The 14,414-nt window shown below is 36.3% G+C and carries 18 protein-coding genes and 1 pseudogene; 11 read left to right on the forward strand and 8 right to left on the reverse strand.

Annotation, left to right across the window (positions count from 1 at the left end; all coding sequences use genetic code 11):
- The first annotated feature begins 175 nt into the window (after positions 1-175).
- Together J7E77_RS08705 and J7E77_RS08710 are read left to right on the forward strand one after the other, a co-directional pair.
- Positions 176-430, forward strand: coding sequence for an SDR family NAD(P)-dependent oxidoreductase (locus J7E77_RS08705; protein WP_251028024.1), 255 nt, complete (start codon positions 176-178; stop codon positions 428-430).
- 339 nt (positions 431-769) lie between these two features.
- Entirely contained in the window at positions 770-934 is a 165-nt protein-coding gene (locus J7E77_RS08710; RefSeq protein WP_214713532.1) for a hypothetical protein, read from the forward strand.
- Positions 935-1,281: 347 nt separating this feature from the next.
- On the opposite strand, the gene J7E77_RS08715 is transcribed toward J7E77_RS08710, so the two are convergent.
- The 3 genes from J7E77_RS08715 to J7E77_RS08725 all read right to left on the reverse strand — a co-directional run bounded on the left by J7E77_RS08715 (position 1,282) and on the right by J7E77_RS08725 (position 3,554).
- Positions 1,282-1,425: a hypothetical protein gene (locus tag J7E77_RS08715; RefSeq protein ID WP_214713533.1), complete on the reverse strand. Its 144-nt coding sequence runs from the start codon at positions 1,423-1,425 to the stop codon at positions 1,282-1,284.
- Between the two features lie 297 nt (positions 1,426-1,722).
- A complete protein-coding gene (locus J7E77_RS08720; RefSeq protein WP_214713534.1) occupies positions 1,723-2,235 on the reverse strand; it encodes a DinB family protein in 513 nt (170 codons plus the stop codon).
- Between the two features lie 317 nt (positions 2,236-2,552).
- Complete coding sequence (locus tag J7E77_RS08725; protein ID WP_214713535.1) at positions 2,553-3,554, reverse strand: LLM class flavin-dependent oxidoreductase; 1,002 nt, start codon at positions 3,552-3,554, stop codon at positions 2,553-2,555.
- A gap of 267 nt (positions 3,555-3,821) precedes the next feature.
- On the opposite strand from J7E77_RS08725, the gene J7E77_RS08730 reads away from it, so the two are divergent.
- A complete protein-coding gene (locus J7E77_RS08730; protein WP_214713536.1) occupies positions 3,822-4,232 on the forward strand; it encodes an Lrp/AsnC family transcriptional regulator in 411 nt (136 codons plus the stop codon).
- Positions 4,233-4,387: 155 nt separating this feature from the next.
- On the opposite strand, the gene J7E77_RS08735 is transcribed toward J7E77_RS08730, so the two are convergent.
- Positions 4,388-4,837, reverse strand: a complete 450-nt coding sequence (locus J7E77_RS08735) for an Lrp/AsnC family transcriptional regulator (RefSeq protein ID WP_214713537.1) — start codon at positions 4,835-4,837, stop codon at positions 4,388-4,390.
- 114 nt (positions 4,838-4,951) lie between these two features.
- Here J7E77_RS08735 and J7E77_RS08740 point away from each other — a divergent pair, with 114 nt between their 5' ends.
- From J7E77_RS08740 to J7E77_RS08765, 7 genes are all read left to right on the forward strand, one after another.
- On the forward strand, positions 4,952-5,494 hold the full coding sequence (locus J7E77_RS08740) for a cysteine hydrolase family protein (protein ID WP_214713538.1): 543 nt from the start codon (positions 4,952-4,954) through the stop codon (positions 5,492-5,494).
- Between the two features lie 556 nt (positions 5,495-6,050).
- A complete protein-coding gene (locus tag J7E77_RS08745) occupies positions 6,051-6,815 on the forward strand; it encodes an MBL fold metallo-hydrolase (protein ID WP_214713539.1) in 765 nt (254 codons plus the stop codon).
- Between the two features lie 203 nt (positions 6,816-7,018).
- Positions 7,019-8,323, forward strand: coding sequence for an MFS transporter (locus tag J7E77_RS08750; RefSeq protein ID WP_214713540.1), 1,305 nt, complete (start codon positions 7,019-7,021; stop codon positions 8,321-8,323).
- A 264-nt stretch (positions 8,324-8,587) separates the two neighbouring features.
- Positions 8,588-8,836, forward strand: coding sequence for a hypothetical protein (locus tag J7E77_RS30515; protein WP_251028016.1), 249 nt, complete (start codon positions 8,588-8,590; stop codon positions 8,834-8,836).
- A gap of 17 nt (positions 8,837-8,853) precedes the next feature.
- Positions 8,854-10,035, forward strand: coding sequence for an MFS transporter (locus J7E77_RS08760; RefSeq protein WP_214713630.1), 1,182 nt, complete (start codon positions 8,854-8,856; stop codon positions 10,033-10,035).
- A gap of 76 nt (positions 10,036-10,111) precedes the next feature.
- Positions 10,112-10,234 (forward strand): hypothetical protein, encoded by a 123-nt coding sequence (locus J7E77_RS31130; RefSeq protein WP_285290511.1) that lies wholly within the window; start codon positions 10,112-10,114, stop codon positions 10,232-10,234.
- A 113-nt stretch (positions 10,235-10,347) separates the two neighbouring features.
- On the forward strand, positions 10,348-10,917 hold the full coding sequence (locus tag J7E77_RS08765; RefSeq protein ID WP_214713541.1) for a recombinase family protein: 570 nt from the start codon (positions 10,348-10,350) through the stop codon (positions 10,915-10,917).
- Between the two features lie 554 nt (positions 10,918-11,471).
- Here J7E77_RS08765 and J7E77_RS08770 read toward each other — a convergent pair.
- Positions 11,472-11,858 (reverse strand): annotated as a pseudogene (locus J7E77_RS08770) (sugar phosphate isomerase/epimerase family protein); the annotation flags it as partial.
- Between the two features lie 66 nt (positions 11,859-11,924).
- Between J7E77_RS08770 and J7E77_RS08775 the strand changes: the two are divergent.
- The gene (locus J7E77_RS08775; RefSeq protein ID WP_214713542.1) at positions 11,925-12,029 is read left to right on the forward strand and encodes a recombinase family protein; all 105 of its coding nucleotides are present in this window, start codon (positions 11,925-11,927) and stop codon (positions 12,027-12,029) included.
- 114 nt (positions 12,030-12,143) lie between these two features.
- Here the strand turns inward: J7E77_RS08775 and J7E77_RS31135 are convergent, their stop codons facing one another.
- The 3 genes from J7E77_RS31135 to J7E77_RS08785 form a co-directional block, all read right to left on the reverse strand.
- Positions 12,144-12,266, reverse strand: coding sequence for a hypothetical protein (locus J7E77_RS31135; RefSeq protein ID WP_285290512.1), 123 nt, complete (start codon positions 12,264-12,266; stop codon positions 12,144-12,146).
- A complete protein-coding gene (locus tag J7E77_RS08780) occupies positions 12,235-12,522 on the reverse strand; it encodes a DUF6809 family protein (RefSeq protein WP_214713543.1) in 288 nt (95 codons plus the stop codon). The genes J7E77_RS31135 and J7E77_RS08780 overlap by 32 nt, the downstream gene beginning before the upstream one ends.
- Before the next feature lie 134 nt (positions 12,523-12,656).
- Complete coding sequence (locus J7E77_RS08785) at positions 12,657-14,408, reverse strand: type I restriction-modification system subunit M (RefSeq protein ID WP_214713544.1); 1,752 nt, start codon at positions 14,406-14,408, stop codon at positions 12,657-12,659.
- Positions 14,409-14,414 lie beyond the last annotated feature (6 nt).

The raw sequence follows: 14,414 nt of genomic DNA on the forward strand, positions 1-14,414 counted from the left end.
TTTTCCTTCACCGGAAAAGGTCAACGACGGACGATTAATTAATACGCCACAAAGGATTTATTATCTTTCTAATAAATAGATTTTAAACAAAAACAAGGTGCATGCGAAAAAGAAAATGAGTAAAGCATTCGGCCATTTTTGATGCAAGCGTACAAAAGAAAAGGCTAACATGTTGATGAGTGCCGACCACCCGAGATTCCAACAGTACGCATTCTTGGAGACGCAGTTAGAACAAGAAACGAATGTGATTGACGTCAGTATCACGGCTCTGACGGTTATGACGAAGTTGTTCTTGCCGGATATAGCCAAACGACGCCAAGGGGGCGTGCTGAATGTGGCTTCGGTGGCGGCTTTTTACCCGGGACCTCTAATGGCGGTTCACTTCGCGACGAGTGGAGCGATGACCGAATGGAAGTGCTGGAAAAACTAGCCTCCGGGGGCATACCCTTGCAGGCGCTAAAGAATATACGCTACACTATGTCAGGGCAACGAAACCGTTCGCTGAGGTCGAACAAATACTTACGGGGGTACCACCAGCAAAACGCGAATTTATAATGTTAAGGAAAGTCCAAAATGAAAAGCCCAATTTCTCAGCATTAAAATAGAGAAATTGGGCTTTTTCGTTACTCCATAAAAGCGCCCGATTATGGAATAAGTATCTTCTCTCCAATTGCATAAAATTTTCGTATTGTGTAATACAATTGTTTTTTAGACTAATCGGGTTAATTTTTTTAAAATTTACAAACTCTATTATTCGGAGGTGATAAATATGGAAAAGCAAAATAACCGTCAAGGAGATAATAATCGCCAAAATGATAATAATGGTGGAATTATGAACAAAATTGGTCAATCTCTTGAAAATGTTGTTGACACAGTTACTGGTGATAATCAAAATAATGGTCAACAAGGGAATCGAAATAGAAACAACCAATAGGATAAATCAAGCAGGTCATTGTATGTTCGTAGGGCGACATTAATCATCATCTGTACTTCAATAATTTGTTGTTGAATATACAATATCTTTTAGCAAATGCTAATATTAAACTTTAAGTGGGGCAATTCAATGAAGCTCAAATGGCATCTAGTGCTGATCAATGTCATATTTATTGGTACGTTGTTTATTTGGTACATGTGGATTACTCCACTCTTTAAAAAATTAGTTTGATTAGGATGCATGTTAAATTTCACTCTTCATAAAAGCGTCATTTTTGGCGCTTTTATGAAGAGTGTGACGTTAATTAAAGTTCTTATCGAATATCTCTTTTATATGCTCGAAACCTCTTAAAGCATATTCTTTTTGAAATTCTTCAATTGCTTTTTCATATTGTGGGTAACCTTTTCTTCCTCTTTTTTAACGGCTTCATAAGATGCATTGACAAACTTTTCGTGTTCAATTTCTTGCTTGTGTAAAGCGTTAATAGCCATTGTTGCGACTTCTTTTAGTTGGTCAATTGTAAAATCAGCAGGGTTATTTTTTTAATCCCAAAGCTCAGATAAAGTTTTATCAATCCTAACCAAAATACTTACCTCCTTATGTCGCTTTATCTATCTTATCAAATAAGAAATACCTTATTTAAGATGGAAAAAGACGCAATTCCTTATACTGGAATTGCCCTATTCTGGAATTACTCAGGTCGTTGAAACATGTTCACACCTTATTACATTTGCACTCTTTTAATTGAAGAATTTTTATAAAAATATACAAGACCCCCAGACGAGTAATCATGAAGTTTGGGGCATGAATAGGTAAAGTCCATAATCTTGCATCACGGAGGTGTGTCCCATTTGCCGTAACATGGTAGCTATATTGCCACGATGATAAGATCCGTGTGTGACAACATGTAGCACCGTTTCAGAAACAGAAGTTTCAAGTAATCCAGCATAGGGGTTATCAACCACTATCACCTTTTCAATATTTCCTTGGCTGTTCAGAAGTTCTTTGTAACGTTTAGATAAGTCTAAAAAGATCTTTTTCATTTCTTCAATACTTTTCATTTCGATCTGTTCTCTTAATTGATTCGTGGTTGCGATTGCTTCATTCATACTTTTACCTGAGATAATGTCAAACCATGCATAATCAGTGAGATAAATGTGAGACAACAACTTTGATACCGAAGAAAAACCAGTCTGAATTTCCTTATGATAAATGTCTTGTGGAAGTTCTTTTAAACGATCAGTTATAACTCCATTTGCCCATATATGGTAGTCGTACATTTTTAATGCGGGATGCGTCATTTTAAATTCCCTCCTTTTTTACATTATCTTGTATTTTTCAATTGATACCTTATGATAAATAACTTGCTTACAAATTCTGGAGGTAAATATAATTATTCTGTTTTAATTACAAAAATCCTTCTACAACTTAACTGCAGTTAGCTCATAAGCCTTATTTCATTAAATGGCCCTAAACATACATAAAGAGCACAATTCTCGCTGCAGAATCGCGCCCTAAAATGGAAAATGAGCGCTTATCCTTGTTCCAGGATAGCGCCCGATTGTTGAAGATCATAGGCTGTTGCAACTGACTCGCACTTCTAAAGGAGCTCCATTCTTTATTCAAATAACTCATCCACAACATGTTTTAAAATCTCATAAGAATGAATTTCCTTGCTCAATTCGTAAATATTAGATATCACAATGATTTCATCTACTTGATAAGTCTGTTGGAATTCAATTATATCACGACGAATTGTTTCTGCATCACCCATGATTGTATACCCTAGTCGATGATGAAGAATTTCTAATTCAACTTGTGATAACGATTCAAGGAAGTTTTTAGTTGGTGGAATAAGCTGACTTAAATTATTTGTATATATATCGATATACACCTGCAAATGACTTGCAGAAATCAATGTTGCCTCTTCCATTGAATCTGCTGCAATCACATTAATACAAGCCATCACATAAGGCTCTTGTAAATAAGCAGACGGTTGGAAATTTTCTCGATAAATAGCGAGCGCTTCTTCCATTGCATGAGGTGAAAATTGAGCACCAAATGCATAAGGTAGACCCAGATTTGCAGCGATTTTAGCTGAACCCGTTGAAGAGCCTAACACAAAAACTGGTACATTTGTTCCAATACCGGGATAAGCGCGAACCTCTCCTTGCACGCTCTCATTTCCTACATAACGCAAAATATCTTTTACTTCTCGTTCAAAGAAAAACACCCCATTATGATTTGAACGACGAATCACATCGGCAGTTTTTTGATCCGTTCCTGGTGCGCGCCCTAATGCCAAATCTACACGATTTGGATATAATGTTTCAAGCGTTCCAAATTGCTCTGCTACGACCAATGGAGAATGATTTGGCAGCATAATACCCCCTGAACCTACGCGAATGTCCTTTGTATTTGCTAATATATGCTGCACCATTAATACGGTAGCTGCACTTGCATAAGCGTCGTGATTATGATGCTCTGCAAACCAAATCCGTTTATAGCCCATTTTATCTACAGCTTTGGCCAATGACACTGCAGAATCAATCCCTTGTTTCATTGTTTCTCCTTGTCTTAATGGAGCAACTGATAAAACAGATATATCAAATTTTTTCATCATGTCACCTCTAAAAAAATGAATTTTCTTTTAAAACTTATACAAAATCAATAAATAAGCTTTGGCGTCCCTTATTAAATGCTGTACATTCCTCTTTTGATTTTGTATGGTAATAAGCATATATTTTCTCAATCGATAATTACATAGAGAAAATAAAGTTATTTCACGTTTTCACTTTATTTTTAAAGTTTTTAAGCAAGCATAAAAAAGTGAACATCGAACAAATTATGTAAAACACATCCTATTATTCAGAAAGGACACAAGAGTATGATTGATGAAACAGATAAAAAAATACTAGACGAATTGTCTAAAAATAGCCGCCTGACAATGAAAGAATTAGGGGAAAAAATACATCTTACTGCACCAGCAACCACTTCAAGGGTAACAAAGTTATTAGACAATGGCATAATAAGAGGATGTAGTATCGAAGTGAATCATGTGAAATTAGGCTTTGCTATACATGCATTTCTAAATATTTATACTAAAAATATCCATCATCAACCCTATTTGGCTTTTATAGAAACACAAGATAACTATGTAATAAACAATTATAAAATTAGCGGAGACGGTTGCTATTTGCTTGAATGTAAATTCCCCTCAAACGAAGTATTAGATCAATTTTTAAATGACTTAAACAAATATGTAAACTATAAAGTGTCGATTGTTATTAGTAAATAGTTTACTTTATAAAACGGAGATGCTTGGTCATATAACATGATGTATGTCTTCTCTAAAAAAGCCCTAGCTCGGACATGAAAATTTACCAAGCTAGGGCTTTTTTATACATAACTTAGTAACGGTCTTTACATTGATACATGATGATAACAAAAATGTTATTCAGCAGACATTAATGACGCATTATAACACTTTTTCACTTCCTTAATAGACAAATAAAGTTGATAGTTTCCATATTTCAATAAATCATTCAAAAAGTGATTTAAAGCTTCTTGTGAACGAACTGTTATCTTCAGAAGATAACATGCATCTCCTGAAACACGATGTGCTTCGCTAATTTCATTACGAATAGCAATAAATCCCAATAAATCATCATGCCTATATGCATTCATGAAAAAGATGACAAAGGCTGTAAAAGGAAGCCCCACCTTCAATTCATCAATCACAATCGAATATGCTTGTATGATGCCATTATCCTCCATTTTTTTGATGCGATTGCCTACCGCTTGTCCTGTCATATGAATCTTTTCACCGATTTCTTTCCATTGTATCCGAGCGTTGTTATTTAATAATTGTAGAATTTGAAAATCAATTGAATCAATTTGCATAGTAACTCCTTTCATAGTGAAATAGTTTTGAATGATAGTATTTCATGAGACCATCGAAAATTGAATGAATTTTGTATATCCTTATACTATATAAAATTTTAAGAGGTGAAGAAAATGACAACAGCTTTATTAGTGATTGATATTCAAAATGATTATTTTCCAAATGGAAAGATGGCTTTAACAAACCCTGAACAAGCAGCACAAAATGCGGCTAAACTGCTAACGCACTTCAGACAAACAGGCGCACCAATCTTTCACGTACAGCATATCACAGAAGGTAACATGGCTCATTTTTTCCATCCAAATACAGAAGGTGTCGAAATTCATGAGTCAGTACGTCCATTAGAGGGAGAGACAGTCATTGTCAAACATATGCCGAATAGCTTTTTCAATACAGATTTACATGGAAAGCTACAAGAACAAGGGGTTAAAGAATTAATCGTTTGCGGTATGATGTCCCATATGTGTATTGATGCAACAGTTCGTTCTGCAGTTGAACATGGTTATGCATGCCAAGTGGTAGAAGATGCTTGTGCAACAACAACATTACAAATTGAAGATAAACTCGTTCCTGCTGAGCATGTTCACTACGCATTTATGGCCGCATTAAATGGCATCTATGCAACAGTGAAAACAACAGAGACATTTTTAAGATAAAAGAACTTCCTTTGGGAACATAACATCTTTACTTTCACAAGAAAGATGTTTCAACAACTTAAAAAAGGGTGTCCAGAAAAAATAATTTCTGGACACCCTTTAATCATTATACTTTATCTTGTTGTTCGATATAAATATTTCCATCTGATAAAAATCAAGATAGCCTGTTTTTGGTCCATGTAAGACCATGTACAGGAATTGTTTTTGCCATAAATATAGATATTGATGAAGGTATACATAAAGTACCCTATTTTTTCTTGATTTACTTTAACGCTATCCCCCTCAATAATTCCGTTATCTTCTAGCTTCTCTACTAGGCTGCAGCTGCTGGCCATGTTAAATGTACTCTCTCCCAGTTCTTTCATTGTAATCGGCTTTTGTTACATAATTTCACTATATTTTTTTATCTGTTTGATCTATTTGAACGTTAATTCCTTTCGAAAATAAAGTCAAAGAGTTAAAACACTTTATTTTATCTATGTATTTGAACACTGCTGATATTATACACTTAACTCTGTCAAACTAAGACAAATAAAAAGAAAAGTGAGTTGTAAATATGAATATTACACAAATTCGAAATGCAACAATTGTTGTAAAATATGCAAATAAAAAATTTTTAATAGATCCTATGTTAGCAGAGAAAGGTACGTACCCTGCTTTCCCTGCTACGATCAGACAAGATCTGTTTAATCCTGTGGTGAGTTTGCCAACATCAATTGATAACATTCTGGATGGCGTAGATGCAGTAATTGTTACTCATTTACATCTTGATCACTTTGATGATGTGGCAAAAAACCTATTGCCTAAAGATATCAAAATGTTTGTTCAAAATGAAGCAGATGCAAAAGAAGTAAAGGCAAGTGGTTTCAAAAATGTAGAAGTACTACAACAAGACACTGTTTTTGAAGGTATCCAATTATTAAAAACAAAAGGTGAACATGGTAGAGGCGAAGAGTTATTAAAATTAATGGGTGAAGTTTGTGGAGTAGTATTCAAGCACCCAAGTGAGAAAGTCTTATATGTAGCTGGTGATACAGTTTGGCAAGATGCTATCAAAGACGAGATTCATACACATCAACCAGAAATCATTGTGGTTAATGGTGGAGACAATCAAAGATTAGAATTAGGTTCGCTCATCATGGGAAAAGAAGACATCTATGAAGTTCACAAGGCTGCTCCTAATGCTCAGATTATTTCTGTTCATATGGAAGCTGTTAACCATTGGACATTATCTAGAGAAGAATTAAAAAACTTTAGTAAAGAAAAAGGATTCTCAAGTAATATTTTAGTACCAGAAGATGGTGAAGCTTATAAAATGTAATATGAATACTATAAAAATATAGTTGTATTCATTGGAAAATTAGTGAACGGAAGAAGCTCATAATTATCTACCATTGAATTGTGGGCTTCTTCTAATTATAAATATAAAGAGATACGAACATATGAAATAACATAAATAAATTGTTCAAAGGCTGACAAATAAACACGAAAACCATAAAGATATTTTGTTAGGAGGTAGAGTTCATGGCAAGAAAAAGTAAAAATACATCAACACAGCATCCTTTATGGTTACAAGAATATATTGATTTACCAGAAAAACAAAACCAACTTTATAAAAAAACATTAAAAATCTTGATTCTTTCACAAATCTTTGGGGGAGCAGGACTTGGTGCTGGGATAACAGTTGGGGCGCTTCTTGCACAAGAAATGTTAGGTTCAGAAAATGCAGCAGGAATTCCAATTGCCCTCTTTACTTTTGGATCTGCCGTAGCTGCCCTACTTATAGGAGCATCCTCACAACGTTTTGGTCGTAGAGCTGGACTTGCAGGTGGTTTCCTTATAGGTGGATTAGGTGCTATAGGTGTTGTAATTGCGGCTTTAATCAACAGCATTGCCTTTTTATTTGTTGCCCTTCTTATTTATGGAGCAGGTATGGCTTCTAATCTTCAAGCTCGGTATGCAGGGACAGACCTTGCAAATGAGAAACAACGAGCAACTGCTGCAAGTATGGCCTTGGTTTCTACTACTTTAGGAGCTGTAGTAGGTCCTAACTTAGTTACTCCAATGGGAGAATTTGCAGAATCAATTGGTGTTCCAAATTTAGCTGGTCCGTTTATCATGTCAGGAGCAGCTTTTATTATTGCTGGATTAATTCTCTTAATTTTTCTTCGTCCAGATCCACTGTTTGTATCTACAGCAATTGCGAATGCTGAGAAAAAAGACCATAAAGTTCAGACAGGAGGAAGTCTAAAAAGTCCTACCATAAACAAAAAAGGAATTATGGTTGGAGCTGTAATAATGATTTTAGCTCAACTAATCATGACAGCTATTATGACAATGACACCAGTTCACATGGGACATCACGGTCATGGTTTGAGCGAAGTGGGATTAGTTATAGGGTTCCATATAGCAGCGATGTATCTTCCTTCACCATTGACTGGTTTATTAGTAGATAAGTTTGGTCGCACTACTATGGCTATTGCTTCAGGTGCTACACTCCTTGCTGCTGGATTGGTGGCAGCTTTTGCACCGGCAGACTCATTATTATTGCTAATCCTAGCACTAGTATTACTAGGTGTAGGTTGGAACATTGGTTTATTAACGGGAACTGCTCTCATTATAGATTCAACACATCCATCTATACGTGCGAAAACACAAGGAACATTCGATGTCTTTGTAGCACTATCAGGAGCAGCAGGGGGAGCCTTGTCAGGAATGGTTGTCGCACATTCTAGTTATACGATACTATCAATTTCTGGAGCCGTTTTATCATTGTTACTTATTCCTGTAGTTGTTTGGTATTTTAAAGGGAATCAAGTAAAAAGCTAAAGTTTATATATAGCTTTCCTATGTATTTAAAGCTAAGTGACGTATTTTGTAGGTGTCCTGAGTGCTATTTAAATTCCAATCGTTATGCTTTTAGTATGGAACTACGTCATGTACAACAAAAACGCTCAAAAGTTTAATGATTACAATTTAACAGCACAACAAGAAACCATTTTGTTTTATGTGATGGAACACCCACGTATTACAATGAAATCGCGACGCAATTTGCCATTTTCAAAAGTGCAGTAAGCCAGGTACTCGCCAAGCTTGAAGCTCAAAATTTCATTACGCGTGAGAGCAATCCAAACAATCATCGTGAATTTTTCATCGTGTTGGCAGAGCAAGGTCTCACTTATCAGACCATTAATCGAAGAAGCGGACGAAGAGTTTGCGGAGAAACATTATGCACTGATCGATTTAGATAGCCTGCGCAACGTTTTAGAAACAATGAAGAAAGTGAATGCATCCATTTCGAAATCCAACAATAGGATTGCGATTTGTCTTACAATCAATTAGAGGAAATCAATCATATCATGAATCGAAAAGAAAAAGTGTCAATCGCACTTGCATTATCTAGTTTATTTATTGCTTATGTAGGGATCGGACTTGCCGTACCAGTTATACCCTCTATTGCGGAGGAACTAAGCTTGAGTGGTGCCGTTGTTGGTTACTTGTACGCTGCAATGGCATTTGCTCAGTTACTTGTTTCCCCTTTTACAGGTGTTTGGGTCGATTCAATCGGCCGCAAAAAAATAATAGTCATCGGTCTTTTGTTATTTTCATTTTCAGAGGTACTATTTGGCTTTGCTAATGAAACTTGGCTCCTATTTGTCAGCCGACTACTCGGTGGTGTAAGTAACGCCTTTATTATGCCAGCTGTTATTACGTATATTGCAGATAAAACAACGCTGGCGAATCGCGCAAAAGTATTAGGCTACCAATCTGCTGCGATTAGTTCAGGGTTTATTATTGGACCAGCAATTGGCGGGTTTATTGCAGAGTTCGGCATACGTGCTCCATTCTTCTTTGCTGCTGCCATTTCATTGATTGCTGCAATTGTTATTTTCTCTTTATTAGATGAGTCTATTTCAAAAGAGCAATTACAAAAAAATCGTGCATCAGCTGTACGACCACAATTCATTCAAGAATTTAAAAAATCATTTCATCCACAGTATTTCACCCCGCTACTCATTGTATTCGTACTAGCATTTGGACTTGCTGTTTATGAAATGATGTTTAGTTTATTCGTCGATGAAAAGTTTGGATTTACTGTACGTGATATCTCAATCATTATCACCGTTGGCTCAATTGCTGGGGTTGTAGCCCAAATTTTATTCTTTGATAAGTTGGTCAATTTAATCGGAGAACGAATGCTTATTAATTTATCCTTACTGTCTACTGCCATTTTTATATTTATTACCATTTTAGTAGATGGTTATTGGATGATGATCGTTATTACTAGCATTGCGTTTTTCTCTTGTGATATTTTACGCCCCGCTGTTACATCATTTCTATCGAAAATCGCTGGGGAAAATCAGGGGTATATTGCTGGTATGAACTCGGCTTACACAAGCTTAGGCATCATACTCGGACCAATTATTGGCGGTATTTTATTTGATATCAATATCGATATGCCGTATATATTTGCCACAATTGTTCTTGTCATCGCGTTTGTTATTTCAAGTGTAAAATTAAAGAAACCTAACCTCAATTAGACCTATTTAGAAATCCGCTATCTCAAAAGATAGTGGATTTTTTTATTTAACTATCAAAAAGTACATGAAGAGGCACATGGGCAAACACTTCGAATATAAGAATACCATTCCAGAGAAATTTACTGCTAGTGGAAGAAAAGTGGCTGCGTCATTCAGCCCTGCAGATGGTTCAGTTTCTCTTATTGTTGGTAGAAAATAATTACTCAACGATTAGCAGTTACCAAAAATAATTACCAAAAGTATTACCAAATACCTTTACAATAAGTACCCCTCTAGTAAAATAAAAATATACAAGTTTATTGGAGGTTACAAATGATAATCGGGTATGCTCGGGTGTCTACTATTGACCAAAACTTAGATCGGCAAATTGGTATGCTTAATGAATATGGTTGTGAAAAAATTGTTAAGGAGAAATTTACTGGTACGGTTAAAGATCGAAAAGGACTTCATCAACTTTTTGATGTCATTCGGAAAGGCGATACAGTTGTAGTGGAAAGCATCTCCCGTTTAGGACGTAAAACATTGGATATCCTCAACATTATTCAACAGTTAGAAGAGATAGGGGTGCAATTCATTTCTTTAAAAGAAAATATGGATACAAGAACCTCTACGGGCAAAGCCATGTTCCAAATGATGTGTGTCATTGCAGAATTAGAAAGAAACCTTATTGCTGAGAGAGTAAAGGAAGGACTTGAAGCAAGTAAAAGACGTGGGAAAACATTAGGTAGACCCAAGTTGGATAAAGAAAAGCTTGCTGTTGCGCTAAGGATGTATGATAGTGAAGAATATTCTATAAAGGAGATAGTCTCAGCAACTGGAATATCTCAAGGTTCCTTATATAGAGCAGTCAACGGAAGAAAGCTTGAAGAAATAAAAAAATAGGGTGCGTTTTATTTATTATTTCTTCAAATTTACTTTGCGGTCTACAGCAGGAACCCTGTCACTAAGCCACAATGGTGGCAGCATGAGTGGTTTTACCATCAATTTGCCACCATTGTTCCTACAGTCCACATGTGTCTGGACTGCTGTAGGAGGACAAAAGAGGACTACTAATGTATATATTAAGCCCTTCTCAATTGATTAGGGCTTTTCCTCTTCAATAGACAATCCTTTTTATTTTCTTTTTCCACGCTCTTTATTCAATTCTAGGCATACTTCAAAAAATATTCTGTCCAAATGTATTTTCTCTTCCACGTCTGTTACTATTTCATTTATACGAAACGCTTTAATGATATGAAGGCTGCTATCTATGAGTTTTTGCTCTTGCTCAATCTTTAGTATTTGGATGCTAATAACAGTTAAATCTCCTGCTAGATTTCTTCTTCCTACAAGCTTCCTGCTATCTGTAATATTACGCCTCCAGAAACTTCCTAGTTATATATTTGATGCCTTCGTCAATAAACGGTTCCCTTGTTTCTTCCATTAATATATTAAGATTTATAATTATAGATAGATAAATAATTTACCGGATCAAATCTAACTTGAAGATTGTTTGAATTTATACAATCGAGAAGGCTTTTCATTCGTTTGGGTGTATTGATCGGATGATTGATGCCGCCTTCAATCCCTACAATGACCCCAAATTTTTCAGCCTCTTCAACAAGCTCCTTCACACTTTCAACCACTTCAATAAACGGTTTTTCTTCGAAGTTTTCCTCCGTATAGGCAATCTCTGCGTTGACATTCCCTGTTGCCGTCCCAACGATACTGCAGCCAAAATCCCGTGCAAACCGAATATGCTCCTTGAACCGATCCAATTCTCTTCTCCTTTGGTCCGGATCAGGATGAATCATATTTATATAACAGCCTAAGACTGCAATTTTTTAGTTGTATTAAACGTCTAAAAGTTAGTATATAATAGATGTGTCTTTTAGACGGGAGTGAGAGTAATGGGTGAACTTATTGGATATGCAAGGGTAAGTACATTGGACCAGGATTATTCTCTCCAAGTTGAACAGCTTGCAAAGTATGGCTGCTCTAAGATTTTTATTTGAAAATCAATTATTTTTCTTCCTTTTTTAATAAGTTAATTGGATAGTCAGGTTTAGATTGATAAATTGTTTCCAATACTTTCATAACAAATAAAACTACATGTCACGGGGTGAATTTTAGGCAGCTGTGATGCGGATTCCTGTGGGGTCAGCGGTGCTAAAAATGCTACCAGCATACCAATCACCAGAAGAGATAATAATGATTTTTTCATAGCCAAGGCGGCATACCCGAATCTTCATCGGATATGCCGCCTTTGGGGTTATATACTTCAGTTAATAATTTAATGCCGAGCCGGAAGCCCTGCTCAAAGCTGTCCTGTGCAATGATAGCACAGATTAAGTCATTGTCATCAATGATTCGTAGCAGTATCTTTTTCTGCCAGTTGGAGAAATTGCGTTTTAGCAGACTGATGTTGGATTGCAACCGCCTTTTTCCTTCAGGGGTAGCAGGCTTTTGATAAAAGTTGCGGTATAACCGCTGGGTGATTTGTGGCATCGTATCTACCTCCTTTGAGTCAACACAATACCACATAAGATAAGGAATAATCACTTTTTTATAAATCCAGTATAAGATCACAACCACTAAGTAATTCAACCTAACCCAAACTTATATAGCATAATTATCTCGCTTCAAGGTAACTCAGGCAATCCAAGCTCTTTCAAGAACTGATTATGCTTAGCCTTTGCCTTGCTAATAGCATCTTCGATTTCATCCAGATTCTTTTTCACATCTGCAAGGTCAACAATTTCTTCTTCCGCAGCCGTGCTCACATATCGTGATATATTTAGGTTATAGTCGTTTTTCTTAATCTCCTCCATCGAGACACGACGAGAGTACTTTTTATCATCTTCTTTGCGGTATTGATATGTTTCCACTATTTTATCGATATGCTCCGGCAAAAGAACATTTTGACGTTTCCCTCTGTCGAAATACTCGCTTGCATTAATGAACAACACATCATCAAATTTCTTACACTTTTTGAGCACAAGAATACAGACTGGAATGCCGGTGGAGAAAAAAAGGTTAGCTGGCAATCCAATAACAGTGTCTATATTTCCATCTTTGAGCAGCTTTGTTCTGATTTTCTCTTCTGCACCACCACGGAACAAAACACCATGAGGCAAGATGATTGCCATAGTGCCCTCATCGCTTAAAAAGTGGAATCCGTGTAGTAAAAAGGCAAAGTCTGCTGCTGATTTTGGTGCAAGTCCATAGCTTTTAAAACGAAAATCTTCTGCCAATGTATCGTTTGGCTCCCAGCGGTAGCTAAATGGGGGATTGGCTACTACGGCATCAAATTCCAACTTTTTTGCTGGGTTCATTTCGTTTAAAATATCCCAGTCGTTTAGCAGTGAATCGCCGTGAAATATTTGAAACTCGGAATCTTTAAGCCCATGAAGCAGCATATTCATGCGAGCAAGGTTGTAAGTTGTGATGTTCTTTTCCTGTCCGTATATCTGCCCGATACCCTTAGCACCAAGCTGCTTTCTAACGTTAATAAGAAGCGAGCCGGAGCCACATGCAAAGTCAAGCACGTTTTTAAGATGCTTCTTTTTGCCTGTGCTTGGGTCTTGGCTGTCAAGTGTGACTATGCGAGAAAGGATGGTTGAAAGCTGCTGGGGAGTATAGAACTCTCCGGCTTTTTTGCCTGAGCCCGCTGCAAATTGCCCTATTAAGTATTCATAGGCATCGCCCAAAATGTCACTTTCATTAGGGAACTCCGATAATCCTTCGGCAATTTCAGTTATAATTGAACACAACGTTGCATTGCGCAATTCATAATTTTTTCCAAGTTTATCAGAGTCAAGGTTAACCTCTGAGAATAATCCACGAAATGTGCTATCAAAGGATTCATTTTCTATAAACTTAAAGCCTGCTTGCAAGTTTTTCAAAAGATACTTGCTTTGTGTGCGGGCTAATTCATATATATTACTCCAGAGATAGTGCGGCTTAATTACAAAATGAACTTTACGCCGCATCTGTTTTTCAAATGTAGCCACCTGATCTAAATTTTTAATGTACCAAACAACAAGGGGAGTTAATTTTTTGCTTTCCAGCAACGCCTGATGTTCTTCTATTAACAACTTTTTTGCATTTTCTTCTGGTTGATTGCTGAAATAATCTGTTATCTGTTTTTTCAGTGTGCTAATAGTATCATCTTGCCTATCAGCAATAACGACATTTTTTATGTCTTCTTCACATTGCAAATAATCGCTGCCAAGTTCTTTTTTCGCTGCCTCCTCATAATTATCTGAAAGATAGCGCAAGAAAAGGAAAGACAGCATGTAATCACGGAAGTCATCGGCATTCATGGCTCCACGTAATTTGTCAGCAATGCCCCAAAGAGTTACACCTAATTGTTTTTGTTGTGTATCGTTCATTGTTTT

The organism is Bacillus sp. ISL-77, assembly GCF_018613105.1.